The following is a 21570-nucleotide window of genomic DNA, read 5'->3' as shown; positions in this document are numbered from 1 at the left end:
CGAGGGTCGCCATGACCCAGAAATTCGCGCGCGAAGAGTTCGACGTCTACGTCTGGGAAGGCACCTCCGACATCGCCAGCCGCGCTGAACGTTGCCTGGCCGGCATGGATGTCTCGCTGGTGCGGGCCGACGCCGGCACCGCCTTCCCGCCGCCGCGCGATCCGTCGCGGCCGGCGGTGGCGCTGGTATCGGTCTCGGTCATGGGCGACAACCGCTTCAGCGGCTACGACTGGCTGTCGGGCCAGGCGATGCCGGTGATCTGGGTGGCGGCCGAGGCCCGCGGCCGCGATCCGCGTTATTACCCGCCCGAATACTCCTACACGCTGCCGCTGGCCTTCACCACCTCGGACCTGCGCAAGCTGCTGTTCGAGCTGCTGGGCACGCTGGACCAGTTCAGCCGCAGCGCGCCGCGCCGCGAGCAGCCGCTGATCGCGGTGTCCGAACCGATGCGGGCGCTGCTGGCCGAGGCCGACATGTTCGCCGACTGCCGCAGCAACGTGCTGATCCACGGCGAGACCGGCGTGGGCAAGGAACGCGTCGCGCGCCTGCTGCACGATCGCGCCGCCTGGTCGGACGGGCCGTTCGTGGCGGTCAATTGCGGCGCCATCCCCGAAGGCCTGTTCGAGGCGCATTTCTTCGGCCATGCCAAGGGCGCATTCACCGGCGCGGTGGGCGCGCACAAGGGCTACTTCGAGCAGGCCAATGGCGGCACCCTGTTCCTGGACGAAATCGGCGACCTGCCGCTGTACCAGCAGGTCAAGCTGCTGCGCGTGCTGGAGCAGAGCGCGGTGACGCGGCTGGGCTCGACGGTGGAAGTGCCGGTCGATTTCCGCCTGGTGGCGGCCACCAACAAGGACCTGCGCGTCCTGGTGGGACAGGATGAGTTCCGCGCCGACCTCTATTACCGGCTGGCGGTGATCGAGCTGCGCATTCCCAACCTGGAGCAGCGCGGCCCCGATGAGAAGGCGGCGATCTTCCGCGCCTTGCTCGAACGGCTGGGCGCCGAGGGCGAACCGCCGGACTGGCTGATCGAGCGCGTGGCGCGCACCCGCTACGCCGGCAACGTGCGCGAGCTGTCCAACGTGGCCGAGCGCGTGGCCATCGTGCGGCGCCAGTTCCAGGCCTGGGACCGGCCGCGCATCGAACGCATCTTCGACCAGCTCGCCGAGCCGCTGCGCGGGCCGGGCGCGCTGGCCGCCGCCAGCGCCAGCACGCAGTGCGAACCGCCCGTCTTCACCGATGCCGAACGCGCCGAACGGGCCCGCATCCTGGCGGCGCTGGACGTCAACGGCTGGCGCCGCCAGGACACCGCCAATACCCTGGGCATCAGCCGCAAGGTGCTGTGGGAAAAGATGCGCAAACTGCATCTGGGCGGCGGCCAGGGCGAAACCGCGGACGGCATCGTGGAGGCCTCATGAGGCGCAATAGGGAATGGCCCTTAGGGCGCGACAGCGGGGGCGCGGCACATGTAAGCGCGTCAGCCGCGAACGAAATAAATTGCTATAGTTCCGCAACGATTTTTTTGGGGAAGGCATGAACGTCCACTTTATCCGTGCCGCTGCGCGCATGGCGCTGTTGGGTACGGCCCTGTCCGGCCTGGCGGCCTGCGCCAGCGCGCAATCCGAGCCCCCGCGTCCCACGGTGCAGCAGGTCGAGGACAAGCAGGCCGCGTCCACGCCGGTGACCCCGCCCGCGCCGGCGCCCGCCGCGCGCCCGGCCTCCACCGTGTCCGAGCTGCAGGGGCTGATCCAGAACCGCCAGGTCTCCGAGCTGCGCACCAGCTACAACGGCACGTACGGCGCCAGCCTGCTGTTCAAGCCGGACGACCTGACCTACTACGTGGCCCTGTTCCAGCAGAAGGATTTCTGGCGGGTGCTCAAGACCAAGTCGGACAAGCAGGCCGAAGCCACCTACCGCGCTTTCGCCGCCCAGTCGGCCGAGCTGGCCGAGGTGGACATCAAGCGCATCAAGCTGCAGGCCGAGTACACCCATGCCGAGAAGCTGCTGGCCGCCCGCAGCGCCGAACTGAGCACGCTGCAGGCCGACCGCAGCCTGCGCATGCAGCAGGAAGAACAGGTCGCCGCGCGCCAGGAGCAGTCGCGCCAGGAAGCCACCGCGCTGGCCGACCAGCAGAAGGACGTGCGCCAGCAACTGCGCGACCTGCAACGCCAGATCGACGCCTTGCAGGCGCAACAGGCGCAGATCGGCCAGGCGCCGGCCACGCCCAAGCGCGGCAAGTAAGCGCCTCGCGCGCCAGGAAGCGGGCCCCAGGGCCCGCTTTTTCTTTGGCTTTCTTGTATTCTGGTCGCTAGCCCCCATATTTCCATCATGGCTCTCAAAGTTTTCGACCTCCAGTGCGACCACGGCCACATCTTCGAGGGCTGGTTCGGTTCGCACGAAGACTATGACGCGCAGCAGGCGCGTGGCCTGGTGTCGTGTCCCGTCTGCGGCTCGGCCAGCATCACCAAGCGCCTGTCCGCCCCGCGCCTGAACGTGGCGCACCTGCATGCGCCGGCCACGCAGCCGGCGCCGCCGGCCGGCGCCTCCGAGGCCGAGAAGATGGCCGCGCTGCAGGCGGTGGTCATGCGCCAGGTGCGGGCGCTGTTGCGCAATACCGAAAACGTCGGCGCGCGTTTCGCCGAGGAAGCGCGCCGTATCCATGACGGCGATGCCGACGACCGCCCCATCCGCGGCACCGCCACGCGCGAAGAGCGCGAGGCCCTGGCCGAGGACGGCATCGACGTGATGGCCGTGCCCGACTTCCTGGACGACGAGCGCCTGCAGTAAGCCAGCCGCCCCGGGCGCTCGCGCGCGACGGCCAAAAAAAAGCGCCAGACCCCGAAGGGCTGGCGCTTTTTCGTACCTGCTGCCGGATCAGTTGTTGACGCGGCTGCGGTATTCGTTGGTGCGCGTGTCGATTTCGATCTTGTCGCCGATGGCGCAGAACAGCGGCACGTTCAGTTCGTAGCCGGTGTTGATCTTGGCGGGCTTGGTCACCTTGCCCGACGTGTCGCCGCGGACGGCCGGTTCGGTGTAGGTGATTTCGCGCACGATGGTCGTGGGCAGTTCCACCGAGATGGCGCGGCCGTCGTAGAAGACCACTTCCACGGGCATCGCTTCTTCCAGGTAGTTCAGCGCGTCGCCCATGCTTTCGGCTTCGATTTCGTACTGGTTGTACTCTTCGTCCATGAAGACGTACATCGGGTCGCCGAAGTAGGAGTACGTGCACTCCTTGCGATCGAGCTGGACGACTTCGAACTTTTCGTCGGCCTTGTAGACCGATTCGCTGGCCGAGGCGGTCAAGAGGTTCTTGAACTTCAGCTTGACGACGGCGGCGTTACGGCCGGACTTGTTGTATTCGGCCTTCTGGACCACGAGGGGATCCTTGCCGACCATGACCACGTTGCCGACTCGCAATTCCTGAGCGGTTTTCATCGATAAAACTCCGGGGGGAAAGGGTGCACTCGCCGTGCTTGCAGGAAGCCGCCGCAAATGAAGGCGCCAGGCGCCGGTGCCGCGAGGCCCGTCCGTCCTGAGCCCGAAGGCCCGCAAAGGGGCCCGCACACTCGGCTTCATGCACACCCCGGGAGGCGTCATAGTTGAGGCGCCGAAAATTCCAGGCGTCTCAGAAAACTCTCTATTCTAGCGTTTCTTGGCCAACTCTGCGCAAAAGCCGGCCAGATTTTCCGCCAGGTCGGGACGGGCGGCCTGCGCCGCGTCCCAGTCGCGCGCGGCGCGGGCCCAGGCCTGCCAGGCCGGCGGCGCCAGCGCGGCGGCCAGCGCCGCGGCGGTTGCCGCGCCCGCGCCGGGCTGGTTCCAGGCGCGCATGAGCGCGGTGGCGGTTTCAGGGGCCGGATAGCGAGCCAGCCAGGCGTCCAGCTTTTCCAGATGGATGTTCTCGTCCTGGGGGTAGATCTGCCAGACCAGCGGCCTGGCGGCCCAGGCGGCGCGCACGAAGGAATCCTCGCCGCGCACGAAGTTCAGGTCGGCGCACCACAGCACGCGGTCGAAATCCGGCTGGGCCACGAACGGCAGGCGCGCCACGGCCGGGCCGCCGGGCATGGTGCAGGCCGCTTCCAGGCCCGGGGCGACCCCTTCCGGCGCCAGCAGCAATGCCGGTCGCGGGTCCGCGGCCAGGGCTCGCGCCAGGCCGTCGACGGGGGCATCCGGATAACAAAACAGGGACATGGTACGGGCGCCGTTGTGCCGCAGCGACAGATGCGCCTCGGCCACGCCCAGGCCGCGCAGGAACGTGTCCTGGGCCGCCGTGTCGGCCTGGAATGCGTCGCGTTCGGCCGACAGGCCCGGTTCGCGCAGCAGGCCGCCGGTGGCCGGCGTGAAGCCCGGGAAGTAGAAGTGCTTGACCAGCCCGTCGGGCCGCTGCGACGGCAGGCCGTGGCAGCTTTCCACCCAGGCTTCGGCGCTCAGGTATTCCAGGTTGATCCAGGCCGGATGGCGCTGGCGCATGCTATCCAGGAAGGGTTCGGGCGGGTCGCAGGCGAAGGCTTCGATCACCACGTCGCGCGCGCCCAGCGCCGGGTCGGGCGCGTCCGACCAGCGCACGATATCCACGCCATTGAAGGCCTGGCGCGCCAGGCCGGCGTCGATGCCGGGCTGGATGCGCGCGAAGCTGGCCAGGTCGTCGACCCACAGGCGCACCTCCCAGCCATGGCCGTGCGCCAGCCGCCGCGCCAGGCGCCAGCAGACGCCGATGTCGCCGTAGTTGTCGACCACGCGGCAGAAGATGTCCGCTTGCATCGGCGCGGCTCAGTGGAACTTGGCGGGCGCGGCCTCGGCGTCCTCGGGCAGCTCGGCGTGCACCAGTTCGCCCAGCGGATTGGGGAAGTAGGGCGCGCCGCAATCCTCGCAGTATTCGGGCGGCAGCACGCCGGGAATGCGGCGCACGTCGCTCACGCCGTATTCCTTGAGCAGCGCGGCGATTTCATCGACCACGTCGGGCTGGCCCTCGTCGGCCGGCAGGTCTTCCTCGCGGCCGTACAACGGCCAGACGCAGCCGTAATAGACGTCGTTGCTGTTGCGCGCGGTGAAGCTGACGCGGTATTCGTCGACGCGGCTTTCGCCACAGCCGGCGATCACGGCGCGCAGCTGCGAGGCATCGAGGCTGACCGCGCCTTCGAGCCAGCTGATGGCGGCGCGCAGCGACAGCGGCCGCACGCGGCGGTCGGCCTCGCGGTTGCTGACGTAGTAGGCGTCCGGCAGCAGGGCCTCGAAACCGCAGCCCGGCAGCAGGCCGGCCAGCGTCGGCTGGGCCTGCGCGGCCCATTGCGCCAGGCAGGCGTCGCGGCTGGCGTCGGCCTCGCCGATCTGTTCCTGCCAGCGGAACACGGGCGCGAACTCGGGCACCGCCACGGCCGCCACGATGTAGCGCGTGTCGGCCAGCATGTTGGCGGTTTCGACTTCGGTGTTCAGCGCCGGCTTGGTGGTCTCGGCGCCCAGCGCCTGCGAGCCCAGCCGTTGCAGCCATTGCCAGGTTTCGGAGAACGTGCGCGGCATCTGGTCGACGCTGACCAGGTGCGGCATCAGCGCGCTGCGCGCCTGGCTCGACAGCACATGGCCATGCAGCTGCGCCAGCAGCGCCTGCTGGGCGCCGGCCGGGACCGGGCCGGTGGGGATGGCGTAGCGCGTCCAGGCGACGACGGGCGCGACGATCAGCAGGATGTCGTAGCGCACGCCGTTCTTGTCGATCTTCATCGACTCGGACAGCGTCTCGGCCTGCTCGATCAGGACTTCATAGGCGCCCACGTCGCCCTGGGCCAGGTGGTCCAGCGCGGCTTCCAGCGGGGCATCCTGGCCTGCCTTGAGCAGCTTCGGAATCGCTTCGCCAAGCTGATTCTCCCAGTACACGTCTTCGACGCGGCTGCCCGAGCGGTTCAGCGATTGGGCAAGCGTGATGAGGCGGGTGGCGTCGCGGGTCAAGCGGGGAGCGGATTGGCTGCGGGATCGGGCCATAACTTCGGAGGACGTCCAGTAAGTGTGCAACGACGTAGTTTAACGCCCGCCACGCTTGCGGTCGCCGTCGCCTGCCGGCGTGCGCGGGTCCGGCCGCTGGCGCGGTCCGTCGCCATCGGGCCGCTGTTGCGCGGCGTGCCTGCATTGGTGCTTATCTGGCAACAGACCATCCCTTTTGAAAGGGTTTATTGCCGATTGGAATCGCCCGACAATCAAGGCATCGATATTTCCTGGAGGCGCCGCCATGCGCTGGCCCACGCTTTTCGTTTCCCACGGTTCTCCCATGCTGGCCGTCGAGCCCGGCGCGACGGGCCCGGCGCTGGCCGCCTGGAGTCGCTCCCTGGGCCGCAAGCCCGGCGCGATTCTGGTGGTGTCGCCGCACTGGATGGGCCACGGCCTGGCCCTGTCCACCCGAGACCGGCAGGTGGCCTGGCACGACTTCGGCGGCTTTCCGCCCGAGCTCTACACGCTGCAATACGCCGCGCCCGGCTCGCCCGAGCTCGCGGCCCGCACGCAGGCCCTGCTGGCCGAGGCCGGCATCGCCGCCGACCGCGATCCGCGCCGGCCGCTGGACCATGGCGCCTGGGTGCCGCTGCGCTACCTGTATCCCGAAGTCGACGTGCCGGTGGTGCAACTGTCGCTGGACATGGGCCGCGATGCCGCCGGCCAGCTGGAACTGGGCCGCGCCCTGGCGCCGCTGCGCGACGAGGACGTCCTGATCATCGGCTCGGGCTCGCTGACGCACAACCTGCGCGACGTGCGCATGCCGCAGGATGCGCCGCCCGCGCCGTACGTGCCGGCCTTCCAGGCGTGGTATGCCGATCGCCTTGCGGCCCACGACGTGCCGGCGCTGCTCGACTGGCAGGCGCGGGCGCCGGGCGCGGCGCAGGCCCATCCGCACGACGACCACCTGATGCCGCTCTACGTGGCGCTGGGGGCCGGCGGAGCGCGGGCCACGCGGCTCACGGACGAGATTTCGTATGGCGCATTGGCCATGGACGCCTACGCCTTCGACTGAGCGGCTCTTCCCGGTCGTTGCGCGCCATCACGACGCCGCCGGCCTACGTCACCACCCGGGCCACGAGCAGGTCGATGAAGCCGCGGACCCGCGCCGGCAGCGCCCGCGATGCCGTCAGCGCCAGGATGGGCCGCGGCGGCAGTGTCCAGCCGGGCAGCACCGGCGCCAGGGCGCCCTCGCGCACCAGCGCGTCGGCGCGTCCCCGCGTCAGCGGCCCGATACCCAGGCCGTCGCGCAGCAGGTTTTCCACCGCCAGCTGATTGTTCAGCACCAGCAGCGGCGCCAGCGCCACTTGCGCGCTGGCGTTGCCGTCGGTCAACGCCAGGCCCGATTCGGAGTCGGGCATGACGACACAACGGTGCCGCGCCAGCTCCGCCGGATGCGCCGGCACACCGTAGGCGCGCAGATAGGCGGGCGCGGCATACAGCTGATACTCCGCCATGCCGATGCGCCGCCGCACCATGCGGCTGGCCTGCGGCGGTTCGGTGGTGGCGATGCAGATGTCATAAGGCTCGGTGGCCAGGTCCGGCAGCTGCGCTGAGCAATGCAGCTCGAAGCGCACGCCGGGATGGCTGGCGCAGTAGTCGGCCAGCGCGGCTTCCGGAAAATAGGCGTTGAAGTCGACCGGCGCGCAGACGCGCAGGTGGCCGGTGGGGCGGCCCATTTCTTCTTCGAGTTCGCCGCTGATGGCGCGGGCGCGGTCGACGACGTCGGTGATGCGTTCCAGATAGCGCTGGCCGATGTCGGTGAGCGCCAGGCGGCGGGTGCTGCGATGGAGCAGCTTGACGCCGATCTGGCTTTCGAATTCGGAGATCCGGCGCGACAGCGTCGAGGCCGGCACGCCGGTGCTTTCGGCGGCGCGCGTGAGCGAGCCCAGGGCCGCCACCTGGACGAACAACGCCATGTCCCGCATGCGATCCAGTTCCTTCTTCATGGTCGTTCCTCCTGTTCACAGGCCCAGGCCGGCGCCTATTCCTTGTAGTCCTGCTCGCCCGCCTTCCAGTATCCCTTGGCCGAGAGCCGCGCCGGGTCGAAACGCAGGCGTTGCAGCCAGTGCGCGCGCCAGGCCTTGACCCAGGCGGCCTGGCCGGCCAGCCAGACCTGGCCGGGCCCGTCGGGGGCGGGGGCGGAAGGTTCATCGCCGCCGGGCGGCAGGCTGCGCGCCGCCCATTGCGGCGCGCGCGCGCTGGCGATGGCGGGCCAGTCGTCGTCGCCGGCCGGGTGGCGCACGCCCAGGACCTGGATGCCGCCGGGCAGTGATTCGATGATGCGCGAGGCCGCCGGCCAGGCCGAGGCGTCGGCGCCGAGCCAGACCCAGCGCGTGTCCGCCAGCAGCGAGAAGCCGCCGTCGCGCGGCCCGGCGATCGAGACGGCATCGCCGGGACGGGCGCGGCGCGCCCATTCGGAGACGGTGCCGGGGGCGTCGCCGTGGACCACGAAGTCGATCTCGACGCTGGACGCCTCGAAGTCGATGCCGCGCAGGGTATAGGCCCGGCCCGGCACGCCGGGCGGGAACACCTTGACCCAGGCGCCGGGCTGGTCGACGCCCGGGCGCGCCAGCCAGGCGCTCAGTTCGGGGCCGCCCAGCGTCAGCCGGCGCATGTCGCGCGCCACATCGCGCGCCCGCAGCACGATGCAGGGCACGTCACGGCGCGGCAGGGAAAAGGGTTGCATGTCGGATCTCCTTGGGGCGGTAAGCGCGGCGGCCGTCAGGCCTTGGCGGCGCGGTTGTGGCGGGCCAGCCAGACGAGCGCGATGGACAGCGCGAACGCGAGGCTCGACCACAGGAAGAAGTCGTTCAGCGCCAGCATGTCGGCCTGGGTCTTCAGGCCGTTCCAGATCACGCCCCACGACTGCGGCTCGTCCAGGCCCGCGCCCGCCAGCGCGTTCAGGGTGTCCTGCACGGCGGGCCGGGCGGGCGTGGCGCTGTCGACCAGCACGTTCTGGTAGTAGCGCGAGCGCTCGTCCCAGTACGTCGACGCGAGCGAGGCGACCAGGCTGCCGGCCATCATGCGGATGGCGGTCTGCAGCCCGGACGCGGCGGCGATGCGCTCGGGCGGCAGGCCGGCCAGCGACAAGGACACCAGCGGCGTCAGGAACAGGCCGATGCCGATGCCCTGCAGCAGGCAGGCCAGCGAGATCAGGCCGACGCCGACGTCCGTGGTCATCGACGCGCGCCACCAGGCCACCAGCGACCACGCCACGAAGGCCAGGCTGGCGAACACGCGGGCGTCGCCGCGCTGCACCCAGCGGCCCAGCAGCGGCGCCAGCAGGATGCCGAACACGCCCATCGGCGCCGTGGCCAGGCCGGCCCACGTGGCCGTGTAGCGCATGTCGGTCTGCAGCCACAGCGGGATCAGCACCAGCGCCGCGAAGTACAGGCCGAAGCCCACCGCCACGGCCAGCGTGCCCATGGCGAAGTTGCGGTGGCGGAACAGGCTCAGGTCGACGATCGGATGCGCTTCGCCCAGTTCCCAGATGACCAGGAACACGAAGCCCAGCGCCGACAGCAGCGCGGTGGTGACGATGAACGGCGAGGCGAACCAGTCCAGCGTGCGGCCGCGGTCCAGCGTCAATTGCAGGCAGCCGATGGCAACGGCCAGCAGGATCAGGCCGCGCAGGTCCACCGGCAGGCGGGTGCTGGGCGTGTCGCGGCCGCGGAACATGGTGGCGGTCACGGCGACCACGGCGATGCCGACGGGCGCGTTGACCAGGAAGATCCAGGGCCAGCTGAAATCGTCGGTCAGCCAGCCGCCCAGCACCGGTCCGGCCACGGGGCCGGCCATGTTGGTCATGGCCCACATCGACAGCGCCAGCGTGCGCTTGTCGGGCGGGAAGATGGCGACCAGCAGCGCCTGGCTGAGCGGCACGATGGGGCCGGACACCATGCCTTGCAGCACGCGGAAGGCCAGCAGCGATTCGAAGTTCTGCGCCACGCCGCACAGCACCGAGGCCAGCGTGAAGGCCGCCACCGACAGCACGAACAGGCGCACCTGTCCGAGCCGGCGCGACAGCCAGCCGGTCAGGGGAATGCAGATGGAGTTGGCGATGGCGAAAAAGGTGATGGCCCATTCGCCGATTTCCGGGCTGACGCCCAGGTTGCCGGAGATGGTGGGCACCGAGACGTTGGCGATGGTGATGTCCACCACCGCCATGAAGGACGCCAGGCTGATGGCCACCGCCGCGACCACGCGCGGCAGCCCGGTCATCGGCTCGATGGGACGGGGCGCGGCGGACATCACTGCAATCCCTGGCCGGCCTGCGCCAGCGTGTCGGCGGCCTGGCGCTGCTGCCGGTAGATGTCGGTGGTCTCGCCCCGGGCCGCGCCGGCCTGCGCCGGATCGCAGCGCGCCGTGTCCACCGTCACCTCGGCCGACAGGCCGATGCGCAGCGGGTGGTCCGCCAGTTCCTTGGGATCGAGGTTGATGCGCACCGGCACCCGCTGCACCACCTTGATCCAGTTGCCGGTCGCGTTCTGCGACGGCAGCAGCGCGAAGGCCGAGCCGCTGCCCGCCATCACGTCGCCGACGCGGCCGCGATAGCGCACCTTGGCGCCGTGGGCATCGACGGTGACGACGGCCGGCTGGCCGGGGCAGATGCCGGCCAGCTGGATTTCCTTGAAGTTGGCGTCGATCCACATCTGGTCCAGCGGCACCACGGCCATCAGCTTGTCGCCGATCGCCACGTGCTTGCCCAGCTGCACGCTGCGCTGGGCAACCATGCCGCCGACCGGTGCGCGGATGGTGGTGCGCTGCGCGTCCAGCGCGGCGGCGCGCAGGCGCGCCTGGGCCAGCGTCACGTCGGGATGGGTATCCGGGGTCACGCCGTCCACCTGGGCCTGCGCGGCGCGCTCGGCGGCTTGCGCCACCGCCAGCGCGGCGCGGGCGGCGTTCAGCGCGTCGGCCGCATGGCGGGCTTCTTCGGACGTGATGGCGCCTTGCGCGGCGATGCCGCGCCGGGCCGAGACGTCGGCCTGGGCGCGGTCCAGTTCGGCCTGGCGGCGCGCGACTTCGGCGCCGGCCTGGTCGCGGCTGGCGAACAACGCCTGCACGCGGCGGCGGGCGCGGGCCAGGTCGGCGCGGGCGCCGGCCAGGGCGATCTGGGTGTCGGCGGGATCCACCTCCACCAGCGTCTGGCCGGCGCTGATGCGGTCGGCATTGTCGGCCCAGATGGCCGAGACGGCGCCGCCGACCTGCGGCGTGATGGCCACGACGTGGCCATTCACGTAGGCGTTGTCGGTGGTCTGGGTCGCGGCGCCCGCCAGGAAGGTCCAGGCGGCCCAGCCGGCGCCGGCCAGCAGGGTGGCGCCGCCGGCGAGCATCAGGCGGGATTTGCGGGTCGAGGTCCGCGAGTCGGGAGTTTGCGTGGCAGTCATTTCAGGGCTTCGTTGTCAGAGGATTGGGAGGGCGACCAGCGGCCGCCGAGCGCGCCGGCCAGCGCCGTCCGGGCCAGGCCCAGGTCCAGGTCGGCCGCGGCCAGCTCGCTGTCGGCGCGCAGGCGTTCCAGGTCGGTGTCGATTTCGTCCTGCCGGGCCGACAGGCCGCGGCTGGCGCGCACCGCTTGCAGCCTGGCCAGCGTGCCGGCCTCGCGCAGCGAGACGCGGGCGGCGTCGCGCCGGGCGCGCGCCTGGGCCATGCCGGCCAGGCCGTCGGCGACTTCCTGCAGGGCGCGCACGACGGTGGCGTCGTAGTCGGCCACCGCCAGGTCGTAGCCGGCGATGCGGTCGCGCAGTCCGGCGCGCAGGCGGCCGCCGTCGAAGATGGGCAGGGTCAGGGCGGGGCCGATGCCGGCCGCCAGGCTGTTGCCTTGCAGCAGGTGCGACAGCCCCAGGCTTTGCAGGCCGGCAAAGGCCTTCAGGTCGATATCCGGATAGAACTCGGCCTTGGCGGCCTCGATACGCCGGTCCGCCGCGTCGAGGCGCTTGCGCTGCGCCAGCACGTCGGGCCGCAGGCCCAGCAGGCGGGCGGGCAGGGCCGCGGGCAGGGCGGGGTCGGCGCGCAGCGCCAGCCGGGGGCGGCGCAGCGCATCGCCGTAGCCGGGGGCCTGGCCCGCCAGCGCGGCCAGCGCATGGCGCTGGCGCGCAATCTCGCGGTCCAGCCGTTCGACCTCGGCATCCATCCGGGCCAGGCGGCCGCGGGCGTCGGCGACGGGGGCGTCGCTGCCCAGGCCGGCCTGGCGGCGCGTCTGGTGCAATTCCAGCGCTTGCCGCTGCCGCTCGCGCTGTTGCCGCGCCAGCTCGTGCAGCCGGAAGGCGGCGTCCAGGCGCAGGTAGGCGGCGGCGATGCCTTGTTGCAAGGCCAGTTGCGCATCCGCATGGGCCAGCGCCGCGCCTTCGGCATCGAGCCGCGCGGCATCGGCCAGCGCGCGCCATTTGCCCCAGATGTCCAGGCGCAGGCGCAGCGAAGCCAGCAGCGAGCCGCTGCCGCCGGTGTTGTCGGCGTAGGGGGCGCCGTAGGTGTAATGGCCGGGGTAGCGGTCGGCGGTGATGGTGGCGCTGCCGTCCAGCGTCGGCTGGCGGTTCGCGTCGACGCTGCCGAAGACGGCTTCGGCCTGGCCCAGGCGGGCCTGGGCGGCCCGCACGCCCGGCGCCTGCCGCAGCGCATCCGCCATCAGGCGGTCGAGTTGATCGTCGCCCCACGCGCGCCACCAGGGCGCGGCGTCGTCGGCCGTGTCGCGGACGGCGGCGGCGATATCCTGGCCGGCATCCAGCGCGGCCAGGTCCAGGGGCTTGCCGGCGGGGCGCAGGCCGTCGTGGCTTGCGCATCCCGCGACGGCGACAAGCGCCGCCAGCGCGGCGGCGAGCGGGGCATGCCGCAAACGCATGCGGCGCGCGGGCCGGGCGTCGGGGCGATACCGTGTTGAGTGAATCATGGCGTGCTTCCGTGTTGAACTGGCCGCCATGGTGCCGCTGCGCTACAGTTGCGTATATGGACAAGCTGATAACTAATACTTGCGTTTGGTGCAACTGATGGATCTGAACCTGTTGATCGCGCTCGATGCGCTGCTGGCCGAGGGCAGCGTCACCGGCGCCGCCGAACGCCTGCAATTGAGCGTGCCCGCCATGAGCCGCACGCTGGAGCGCATCCGCCGCATGATGGGCGACCCGCTGTTCGTGCGGGCCGGGCGCGGCCTGGTGCCGACGCCGCGCGCCGAAGCCCTGCGCGAACCGGTGCGCGCCCTGGTGGCGCAGGCCCGGGAACTGTTGGCGCAGGATGCCGCCTTCGATCTCAAGACCCTGCGGCGCGTGTTCACCATCCGCGCCGACGACGGCGCCGTCAGCACGCTCGGGCCGGCCTTGCTCGACACGCTGGCCAAAGAGGCGCCGCGGGTCACGGTGCGCTTCATCTCGCAGGGCAAGCAGGACGTGCTGTCGCTGCGCGAAGGCGCCATCGACCTGGACATCGGCGTGATCGAGGACATGGGGCCCGAGATCGTGCGGCAACGCCTGTTTCCCGATCGTTTCGTGGCGGTGTTCCGGCCGGCCAATCCCCTGGCGCGGCATCGCAAGCTCACCCCCGAACGCTTTGCCAGGGCGCGCCACGCCACGGTCTCGCGCCGCGGCGTGCTGAGCGGTCCGGTGGACATCGAACTGGGCAAGGTCGGCCTGGCGCGCCATATCAGCGCCGTCACCCATTCCTTTGCCGAGGCGCTGGCGATCACCCGCAAATCCGATCTGGTCGCCACCGTGCCGGACCTGCTCACGCTGCACCTGCGCGACGATCTGCAGATGCGCGCCTTGCCCTTCGACACTCCCGCCGTGACCATCTCGCAGGCCTGGCATCCGCGCTTCAACGAAGACCCGGCCCATCGCGCCATCCGGCAGATGGTGCACCGGATCAGCCTGGCGATCAGCGGCCGGTGACGCTGTCGGCGTTGGTCACCGCGACCAACGTTTGGTTACCCGATGCGGTTCCAAACGGTGGACCGTCTATGCATAATGGCTGCCGCCCGCATCGCGGGCGTTTCCTTGTTCTGGACGCATGCCGGCGCCTGCCGGCCGGGAGTGTAGAGATCGTGAAAGCGCATATCGTGAAAGTCGCGAGTCTGGCCATCGTCGCCGCCACGCTGACGGCGGCTTCGTCCGCCTGGGCCGGGGACGTCGAGGGCTCGCGCGACCATCCCGCCCTGACCCGCTTCGAGGGCGCCGAGATCCGCGCCTACGAACACAAGGACTACGACGAAGCCTTGATGCCCGACCGGCCCGTCGCGCGGGAATCCGAGGCCAAGGGCCTGACGCTGGAAGGCAAGCTGACGCGCATCGCCTATCGCATCGACGGCAAGAAGTCGGCGCTGGAGGTCTACCGCAACTACCAGGGCGCGCTGCAGGCTGGCGGCTTCAAGACCGTGTTCGAATGCAAGGGCGACGAGCAGTGCGGCGGCGACTTCCAGTCGTTCGTTCTTAACAGCGGCAAGGTCAGCCAGCCCGGGCAGGGCGACGCCGCGTTCGGCGGCAAGTACTACGTCGTGCTGGCAAAGAAAGAGGCGCCCACTGGCGACATCTACGTGTTCCTGGACGTGATGGAAGACAGCTCCAACAACATCACGCCGGTGTTCCAGCAGGTGATCGAGACCAAGCCCATGCAGACCGGGCAGGTCAAGGTGCTGGACATGGCCGCCATGCAGAAATCACTGGCCGAATCGGGCCGCGTCGCGGTCTACGGCGTGTACTTCGATACCGACAAGGCCGAGGTCAAGGCCGAATCGAAGGCGGCGCTGGACGAGATGGGCAAGCTGCTCAACGCCAACCCCAAGCTGAAGGTCTACGTGGTCGGTCACACCGACAACCAGGGCACGCTGGCCGGCAACCTGGAGCTGTCGCAAAAGCGCGCCGACGCCGTGGTCAAGGCGCTGGAAGCGGGCTACAAGATCCCGGCCGCGCGCCTGTCGGCGCGCGGCGTGGCCTCGCTGGCGCCGGTGGCGGCCAACGACGCCGAGGCGGGCCGCGCCAAGAACCGGCGGGTCGAATTGGTCGCGCAATGATGCGGTGAGCCTGCCTAATCTTGAGGCGGCTCTACGATGAAAAAGCCCCTGGAACCTCGCGGTTCCAGGGGCTTTGCCTTTGCGGCCCGGGCGTTACGCGGCCAGCAGCTGGCGCAGCACGAAGGGCAGGATGCCGCCGTGCTGGTAGTAGTCGACCTCGATCGGGGTGTCGATGCGCAGCAGCAGCGTCACGTCCTGCTTCGAACCGTCCTTGCGGGTGATCGTCAGCGTCACGTCCTGCATCGGCTTGATGCCGTTCTCCAGGCCCGAGATGTCGTAGGTTTCCTCGCCGGTGATGCCCAGCGACTGCACGCTGTCGCTGCCCTTGAACTGCAGCGGCAGCACGCCCATGCCCACCAGGTTGCTGCGGTGGATGCGCTCGAAGCTGCGCGTGATGACGGCCTTGACGCCCAGCAGCTGGGTGCCCTTGGCGGCCCAGTCGCGCGACGAGCCGGTGCCGTATTCTTCGCCGCCGAACACCACGGTGGGGGTGCCCGCCGCCACGTACTTCATGGCCGCGTCGTAGATCGACATCTGTTCGCCGGTGGGCTGGAACAGGGTTTCGCCGCCCTCGAAGCGGCTGCCGTCGGGGCGCGCCGGGATCATCAGGTTCTTGATGCGCACGTTGGCGAAGGTGCCGCGCATCATGATTTCATGGTTGCCGCGGCGCGAGCCGTAGCTGTTGAAATCGGCCTTCATGACGCCGTTTTCCTTGAGCCACTTGCCCGCGGGCGAGGTCTCCTTGATGGAGCCCGCCGGCGAGATGTGGTCGGTGGTGACCGAGTCGCCGAACACGCCCAGCGCGCGGGCGTTCTTGACGGTCGGCATCGCGCCCGGGGTCATGCCAAAGCCCTCGAAGAACGGCGGCTCGGCGATGTAGGTGGAATCGGGCCAGTTGTAGGTCTCGCCCGTGACGCCCTTGATGTTCTCCCACAGCTTGCCGGGGTTGCTCTTGACCTGGCCGTAGTTGGCCTCGAACGCCTTGGGGTCCAGCGCGTACTTGAGCAGCGCCTCGACTTCCTCGGTGGTCGGCCAGATGTCGCCCAGCCAGATGTCGCCGTTCTTGCCGCGGCCGACCGGTTCGGTCATCAGGTCGCGCGTCACGGTGCCGGCCAGGGCGTAGGCCACCACCAGCGGCGGCGAGGCCAGGAAGTTGGCCTTGATGTTCGGGTGGATGCGCGCCTCGAAGTTGCGGTTGCCGGACAGCACCGCCGAGCACACCAGGTCGTTGCTGGTGATGACCTCGTTCAGGTCGGGCGTCAGGTCGCCGGCGTTGCCGATGCAGGTGGTGCAGCCGTAGGCGGCCACGTCGAAGCCCAGCTTCTCCAGGTAGGGCAGCAGGCCGGTCTTGGTCAGGTATTCGGTGACCACGCGCGATCCGGGGGCCAGCGAGGTCTTGATGTGCTTGGGCACCTTCAGGCCGGCTTCGACGGCCTTCTTGGCCAGCAGGCCCGCCGCCAGCAGCACGCTGGGGTTGGACGTGTTGGTGCACGAGGTGATGGCGGCGATCAGGATGTCGCCGTTCTTGACCTTGGTGCCGGTGCTGGTGGTGAAGGTCTGCTGCAGCTTCTCGGCCGGCTGGTTGAAGCCGTTCTCGGCGACCGGCTTGGAGAACAGGTCGATGAAGGTGCTCTTGACGTTGCCGATCTCGATGCGGTCCTGCGGGCGCTTGGGGCCGGCCAGCGACGGCGCCACGGTGGACAGGTCCAGCGTCAGCAGCTTGGTGTAGTTGATGTCCTGGGCGGCGGGCACGCCGAACATGTCCTGGGCCTTGAAATAGGCCTCGAACGCGGCGATTTCGTCTTCGGTGCGGCCGGTGCCGCGGAAGTAGTCGATGGTGCGGCCGTCGACCGGGAAGAAGCCCATGGTGGCGCCGTACTCGGGCGCCATGTTGCCGATGGTGGCGCGTTCGGCCACCGACAGGCTGGCCGTGCCTTCGCCACAGAACTCGACGAACTTGCCGACCACTTTTTCACGGCGCAGCATTTCGGTGATGGTCAGCACCAGGTCGGTGGCGGTGACGCCGCCGCGCAGCTTGCCCTTGAGTTCCACGCCGACCACGTCAGGCGTCAGGAAGTACACCGGCTGGCCCAGCATGCCGGCCTCGGCCTCGATGCCGCCCACGCCCCAGCCGACCACGCCGATGCCGTTGATCATGGTGGTGTGGCTGTCGGTGCCCACCAGCGAATCCGGGTAGTAGACGTTGTTCTTCTTGTCCTGGTGCACGCCGCGCGCCAGGTATTCCAGGTTGACCTGGTGGACGATGCCGAAGCCCGGGGGCACCACGCCGAAGGTGTCGAAGGCCTGCATGCCCCACTTCATGAACTGGTAGCGCTCCTGGTTGCGCTTGAATTCCAGCTTCATGTTCAGGTCCAGCGCATTCTTGGTGCCGAAGTAGTCGATCATGACCGAGTGGTCCACCACCAGGTCCACCGGCACCAGCGGCTCGATGCTCTTGGGGCTCTTGCCCATCTTGTCGGCCACCGAACGCATGGCGGCGATGTCGGCCAGCAGCGGCACGCCGGTGAAGTCCTGCAGCACCACGCGCGCCACCACGAACGGGATTTCATCCTCGCGCTTGGCGTTGGCCTGCCAGTTGGCGAGCTGGCGCACGTGTTCCTCGGTGACCTTCTTGCCGTCGCAGTTGCGCAGCACGGATTCCAGCACGATGCGGATGGAGACCGGCAGCCGCTGCACGTCGATGCCCAGGGCCTTGCCCAGCGCCGGCAGCGAATAGTACTGACAGGACTTGTTGCCGATCTTGAAATTCTTGAGTGTATCGAGGGTGTTGTGCGGCATGATGGACTCCGTGGTTTTGCCCGCGTAAAGCCGGCATTTTCAGGCGTTTCGGCGCGTTTGTCATTCCGGGCGACAGCGGCGCGGGTTCGGTCTATGTCTTATATCTTATATAAGACTTGAGGGGCGCGTCAAAGTTCCCGCCCGCGCCGGCCTGCGGGTTGCGCGGCGGCCGCGCAAACCCCTACTGTGCGGCAGCCGCGCCATCCCTGCAAGTCCCCCGTTTTTTAACAAAGAAGTCCTACAAGCGCATGGCGGGGGACGGAGGGCCGCCGCCGTGGCGCGCCACCGGGTGGCAGCCCCCCGCTCAGGCCAGGAAGGTGCGCAGCAGGGGTTCCAGTTCCCGTTTCAGGAAATCGACCAGGGCGCGTTGGGCGCTCGAGGGATAAGGGGTTGGCGAGGTCAGGATATAGAGCTTGTCGCCCGGGCCTTCGGCCTGGTAGGCGGGCAGCACCTGCAGCAGGCGCCCGGCCTCCAGGTCGGGACGCACGATGTAGGCCGGCAACAGCGCCACGCCCGCGCCTTCGCGGGCGGCTTGGGCCAGGAACGGGAAATACTCGGATTGCAGGCGAGTGGCCAGCTTGACTTCATGCGGTTGGCCCTTGCCGCGCAGGCGCAGCGTTGCCTGGGGGCGGGGGCCGGGCGGCCCCAGGAAATCGAAGCGGCCCAGGTCGCGGGGATGGGCCGGCATGCCCATGCGCGCCAGGTACTCGGGCGCGGCGCACAGGTGCCATTTGATGCGGCCGAGTTCGCGCGCCACATAGTCTTGCGGCGGCACCGAGATGGCCCGCAGCGCCACGTCGATCTCCGAAGAAATCAGGTCGCTGACGCGGTTCGAGAACAGCACCCGCAGGCTCAGGCTGGGGTGTTCCAGGGCGAAGCGCACCAGCAGGGGCCGCAGCATGTCCAGTTCGCCCAGGCCGGTGGGCAGGCTCAGCCGCACGTGGCCGGTGGGCTCGGCGCCCAGCTTCTGCAGGGCATGGCGCGCCGATTCCACTTCGCGCGCCATGCGGGCGCCATGGTCGTACAGGACGCTACCCTCGTGCGTCAGTTCCAGCCGCCGGGTGGTGCGGCGGATCAACTGCGCGCCGAAGGCCCGCTCCAGCTTTTGAAGGTTGCGGCTCACATGCGAGCGCGTCACACCCTGGCGCAGCGCCGCCTCGCTCAGCGTGCCGGCCTCGACGATCGTCACGAACAGCTGGATCAGGTTCAGGTCGAGCACGGGCGGGGTGGTCATGGGCAGTCTTCATTGTTGCCTGTGAGGAAACAGAGTTTACCCATCCTGAAGGATTGTCGCGGCAAAGGTTCGTGGATATTCTGAAAAAAACCAAGGAGACACCCCATGCGGCAAACCATGTTCCGCGCCGACCTGTTCCAGGGCCAGCGCATCCTGATCACCGGCGGCGGCACCGGCCTGGGTTATGCCATGGCCCGCCAGCTGGCGGCGCTGGGCGCCACCGTGCACCTGTGCGGACGCCGCCTGGCGGTGCTGGAACAGGCCGCCCAGGCGCTGCGGGGCGAGTCCGGCGGCCAGGTCCACGTCCATCCGGTCGACATCCGCGACGCCGGCGCGGTGGACGCGATGGTGGCGCGCATCTGGGACCAGCATGGCGGGCTGGATGCGCTGGTGAACAATGCCGCCGGCAATTTCATCAGCCCCACCGAAAAGCTGTCCGAACGGGGTTTCAATGCCATCGCCGACACGGTCTTTCGTGGCACGTTCTACATGACCCAGGCCGTGGGCAAGCGCTGGATCGGCAGCGGCGCGTCCGGGGCGGTGGTGTCCATTGTCGTGACCTGGGTCTGGACCGGCTCGCCGTTCGTGGTGCCGTCCGCCATGTCCAAGGCCGGCATCGACGCCATGACCAAATCGCTGGCCGTCGAATGGGGCCGGCACGGCATCCGCCTGAATGCCATTGCGCCGGGCGTCATCCCGACCGAGGGCGCATCGGCGCGGCTGCGGCCCAACGACAGCGGCACCGACGCGCTGGTCAAGCAGAATCCGATGCAGCGGCTGGGGCAGGGCCAGGATATCGGCGAACTGGCCGCGTTCCTGCTGGCGCCGGGCAACGATTGGATCAACGGCCAGACCATCGCCCTGGACGGGGGCGACTACCTGGCCAATGGCGCGTACTTCAAGCAGTATTTCGATTGGTCGGACGAAGATTGGGCCGCCGCGCGCGCCGCCATCGAGGCGCGCACCGCCGCCGACAAGGCGCAACGCTCGGCGGGCCAGGCATGAGCGCATCCGTCACGCAAGGGGCCGGCCGCATCATCGCCGGCGACTGCCAGCTGGACCGCGCGGCCCTGATGCGTCGCGGCGAGCAGGTCGCGGCGGGCCTGGCGGCCATGGGGATCGGGCAGGGCGACGTGGTGGCGGTGCTGCTGCGCAACGGCATGCCCTACCTGGAAATCATCCAGGCCTGCAAGCGCCTGGGCTGCTATTACTGCCCGATCAACTGGCATTACACGCCCGACGAGGTTGCCTACCTGGTGCGCGACAGCGGCGCGCGCCTGCTGATCGCCGAGGAAGACTTGTGGCAGGCCGCCAGGGCGGCGCTGCCGGCGGACCTGCCGTCGCGTCGCGTGGGCGCGGCTGCCGTGTCCGAGGATTACGCCAGCTGGCGCGAGGCGCAGGCGCCCTACGACGGCCCGTTGGTCGCGCCGCGCGGCCACATGGCCTATACCTCCGGCACCACCGGCCGGCCAAAGGGCGTGGTGCGCGCGCCGTTTCCGCTGGACCAGTTGGCGCAGCGGCTGGCGGCGGTCGAGGTGGTGGTGGAGCAGGCGTACGGTTTGCGGCCCGGCTGCCGCGCATTGCTGCCCGCGCCGGTCTACCATAGCGCGCCCAGCGTGTTCGCCCAGGTGGCGCTGCGGGTCTGCGAGACCCTGGTGCTGGCGCCGCGGTTCGATCCGCTGGAGGTGTTGCGCCTGATCGAGCGCCATCGCATCGACACGGTCTACCTGGTGCCCATCATGTACGTGCGCCTGCTCAAGCTGGATCCGGCCCAGCGCGCCGCCTTCGACCTGTCTTCGCTGCGCTTCGTGGCCTCGACCGGGGCCCCCTGCGCGCCGGCGCTCAAGCGCGCCATGATCGATTGGCTGGGGCCGGTGATCCACGAGACCTATGCCTCCAGCGAGGCCGGCATGGTGACCGTCATCGATTCGCACGAAGCGCTGGCCCGGCCGGGCAGCGCCGGCCGGCCGATCGGCGGCGCGCAGATTCGGATCTACGGCGACGACGGCGCGCTCTGCGCGCCGGGCCAAATCGGCCGCATCCATGTGCGCCAGCCGGCCTACGCCGACTTCACCTACCGCAATAACCCGGAAGCGCGCAGCCGGATCGAACGCGATGGATTGATCGGCCTCGGCGACCTGGGCTACCTGGACGACGACGGCTACCTGTTCGTGTGCGACCGCGAATCGGACATGGTGATCTCCGGCGGCGTGAACATCTATCCCGCGGAAATCGAACACCACCTGACGCAGTACCCGGGCGTGGCCGATTGCGCGGTGTTCGGCGTGCCTGACGACGAGTTCGGCGAGCGCTTGCTGGCACTGGTTCAGCCGGCGGCGGACACCGCGCTGGCGCCCGAGGAAGTGCTGCGCTGGCTGTCCACGAGGGTGGCGCGCTACAAGGTGCCGCGCGAATTGCGGTTGCGGCAGACCCTGCCGCGCGATGACAACGGCAAGATCGCCAAGCGCCGCCTGCGCGACGCGTTCTGGGCCGAGCGCGACAGGAAGGTCTAGGAATACCAAGGCGGCGCGCATCCCGGGCCGTACGCCATCACCACAGGGGAGACAAG

The 21570-nt window shown here is 69.6% G+C and carries 18 protein-coding genes; 8 read left to right on the top strand and 10 right to left on the bottom strand.

The features are described 5' to 3' along the window. The first annotated feature begins 11 nt into the window (after positions 1–11). The 3 genes from ACVN9Z_RS27525 (at position 12) to ACVN9Z_RS27515 (ending at position 2787) form a co-directional block, all read left to right on the top strand. Entirely contained in the window at positions 12–1418 is a 1407-nt protein-coding gene (locus ACVN9Z_RS27525) for a sigma 54-interacting transcriptional regulator (protein ID WP_020928798.1), read from the top strand. Positions 1419–1533: 115 nt separating this feature from the next. Next, positions 1534–2241: a DUF2968 domain-containing protein gene (locus ACVN9Z_RS27520; RefSeq protein WP_045953275.1), complete on the top strand. Its 708-nt coding sequence runs from the start codon at positions 1534–1536 to the stop codon at positions 2239–2241. 87 nt (positions 2242–2328) lie between these two features. Further along, a complete protein-coding gene (locus ACVN9Z_RS27515; protein ID WP_006387784.1) occupies positions 2329–2787 on the top strand; it encodes a DUF1178 family protein in 459 nt (152 codons plus the stop codon). 87 nt (positions 2788–2874) lie between these two features. On the opposite strand, the gene efp is transcribed toward ACVN9Z_RS27515, so the two are convergent. From efp to ACVN9Z_RS27500, 3 genes are all read right to left on the bottom strand, one after another. Continuing rightward, positions 2875–3435: an elongation factor P gene (gene efp, locus ACVN9Z_RS27510; RefSeq protein ID WP_006220534.1), complete on the bottom strand. Its 561-nt coding sequence runs from the start codon at positions 3433–3435 to the stop codon at positions 2875–2877. Between the two features lie 207 nt (positions 3436–3642). Beyond that, entirely contained in the window at positions 3643–4758 is a 1116-nt protein-coding gene (gene earP, locus ACVN9Z_RS27505; RefSeq protein WP_054482987.1) for an elongation factor P maturation arginine rhamnosyltransferase EarP, read from the bottom strand. A 9-nt stretch (positions 4759–4767) separates the two neighbouring features. Further along, a complete protein-coding gene (locus ACVN9Z_RS27500) occupies positions 4768–5970 on the bottom strand; it encodes a DUF2863 family protein (RefSeq protein ID WP_026383342.1) in 1203 nt (400 codons plus the stop codon). Positions 5971–6214: 244 nt separating this feature from the next. On the opposite strand from ACVN9Z_RS27500, the gene ACVN9Z_RS27495 reads away from it, so the two are divergent. Further along, positions 6215–6988 (top strand): DODA-type extradiol aromatic ring-opening family dioxygenase, encoded by a 774-nt coding sequence (locus ACVN9Z_RS27495; protein WP_076472526.1) that lies wholly within the window; start codon positions 6215–6217, stop codon positions 6986–6988. Between the two features lie 43 nt (positions 6989–7031). Here ACVN9Z_RS27495 and ACVN9Z_RS27490 read toward each other — a convergent pair whose 3' ends face one another. Genes ACVN9Z_RS27490 through ACVN9Z_RS27470 form a run of 5 tightly spaced genes read right to left on the bottom strand, consistent with a single transcriptional unit; the run spans position 7032 to position 12859 of the window. Continuing rightward, positions 7032–7922, bottom strand: a complete 891-nt coding sequence (locus ACVN9Z_RS27490) for a LysR family transcriptional regulator (RefSeq protein WP_006384576.1) — start codon at positions 7920–7922, stop codon at positions 7032–7034. A 35-nt stretch (positions 7923–7957) separates the two neighbouring features. After that, positions 7958–8662, bottom strand: a complete 705-nt coding sequence (locus ACVN9Z_RS27485; RefSeq protein WP_024069797.1) for a siderophore-interacting protein — start codon at positions 8660–8662, stop codon at positions 7958–7960. Positions 8663–8697: 35 nt separating this feature from the next. Next, positions 8698–10227, bottom strand: a complete 1530-nt coding sequence (locus ACVN9Z_RS27480) for a DHA2 family efflux MFS transporter permease subunit (protein ID WP_458212878.1) — start codon at positions 10225–10227, stop codon at positions 8698–8700. Then, positions 10227–11363, bottom strand: a complete 1137-nt coding sequence (locus ACVN9Z_RS27475) for an HlyD family secretion protein (protein ID WP_070780916.1) — start codon at positions 11361–11363, stop codon at positions 10227–10229. The genes ACVN9Z_RS27480 and ACVN9Z_RS27475 overlap by 1 nt, the downstream gene beginning before the upstream one ends. Beyond that, complete coding sequence (locus tag ACVN9Z_RS27470) at positions 11360–12859, bottom strand: efflux transporter outer membrane subunit (RefSeq protein ID WP_159069279.1); 1500 nt, start codon at positions 12857–12859, stop codon at positions 11360–11362. The genes ACVN9Z_RS27475 and ACVN9Z_RS27470 overlap by 4 nt, the downstream gene beginning before the upstream one ends. A 97-nt stretch (positions 12860–12956) precedes the next feature. On the opposite strand from ACVN9Z_RS27470, the gene ACVN9Z_RS27465 reads away from it, so the two are divergent. Both ACVN9Z_RS27465 and ACVN9Z_RS27460 read left to right on the top strand, forming a co-directional pair. Continuing rightward, positions 12957–13850: a LysR family transcriptional regulator gene (locus ACVN9Z_RS27465; protein WP_458212877.1), complete on the top strand. Its 894-nt coding sequence runs from the start codon at positions 12957–12959 to the stop codon at positions 13848–13850. Positions 13851–14017: 167 nt separating this feature from the next. Beyond that, the gene (locus ACVN9Z_RS27460) at positions 14018–14968 is read left to right on the top strand and encodes an OmpA family protein (protein WP_238876508.1); all 951 of its coding nucleotides are present in this window, start codon (positions 14018–14020) and stop codon (positions 14966–14968) included. A 93-nt stretch (positions 14969–15061) separates the two neighbouring features. Here the strand turns inward: ACVN9Z_RS27460 and acnA are convergent, their stop codons facing one another. Together acnA and ACVN9Z_RS27450 are read right to left on the bottom strand one after the other, a co-directional pair. Further along, on the bottom strand, positions 15062–17767 hold the full coding sequence (acnA, locus tag ACVN9Z_RS27455; protein WP_020928786.1) for an aconitate hydratase AcnA: 2706 nt from the start codon (positions 17765–17767) through the stop codon (positions 15062–15064). 304 nt (positions 17768–18071) lie between these two features. Beyond that, positions 18072–19001: a LysR family transcriptional regulator gene (locus ACVN9Z_RS27450; protein ID WP_006387140.1), complete on the bottom strand. Its 930-nt coding sequence runs from the start codon at positions 18999–19001 to the stop codon at positions 18072–18074. Positions 19002–19118: 117 nt separating this feature from the next. Here ACVN9Z_RS27450 and ACVN9Z_RS27445 point away from each other — a divergent pair, with 117 nt between their 5' ends. Further along, the gene (locus ACVN9Z_RS27445) at positions 19119–20006 is read left to right on the top strand and encodes an SDR family oxidoreductase (protein ID WP_045953644.1); all 888 of its coding nucleotides are present in this window, start codon (positions 19119–19121) and stop codon (positions 20004–20006) included. Between the two features lie 68 nt (positions 20007–20074). After that, a complete protein-coding gene (locus ACVN9Z_RS27440; protein WP_458213526.1) occupies positions 20075–21514 on the top strand; it encodes an AMP-binding protein in 1440 nt (479 codons plus the stop codon). Positions 21515–21570: the final 56 nt, after the last annotated feature.

This window comes from Achromobacter sp. KK8 (assembly GCF_054188005.1).
Note: the sequence above shows the minus strand (reverse complement) of the source record. Positions and strands in the feature narration are given on the sequence as shown.